Below are 231 nucleotides of genomic sequence, written 5' to 3'. Positions count from 1 at the left end.
ACCCGGTGGTCCGTATCGGTACCCGCGCCGTCATCGAATCGAGCGGGGTCGGCCGCGTGGTCGGCGAAGCCGACAGTGCGCAGGCGCTGATGGGCCTGCTTGGCAGCCAGCCCTGCGACCTGCTGGTCACCGACTACCCGATGCCTGGCAGCCCCCAGGCCGACGGCTTCGCCATGATCGGCATGATCCGCCGCCGCCATCCCGATTTGCCGGTATTGATGCTCAGCGTCT

The 231-nt window shown here is 68.4% G+C and carries 1 protein-coding gene; it reads left to right on the top strand.

Features of this window, described 5'->3' with window-relative positions:
- On the top strand, positions 1-231 hold a 231-nt coding region (locus tag ACRHNM_RS18425; RefSeq protein ID WP_431138076.1), incomplete at both ends, for a response regulator.

Origin of the sequence: Psychroserpens mesophilus (assembly GCF_050617655.1) — a bacterium.
GTDB classification, from domain to species: domain Bacteria; phylum Bacteroidota; class Bacteroidia; order Flavobacteriales; family Flavobacteriaceae; genus Psychroserpens; species Psychroserpens mesophilus_A.
Note: the sequence above shows the minus strand (reverse complement) of the source record. Positions and strands in the feature narration are given on the sequence as shown.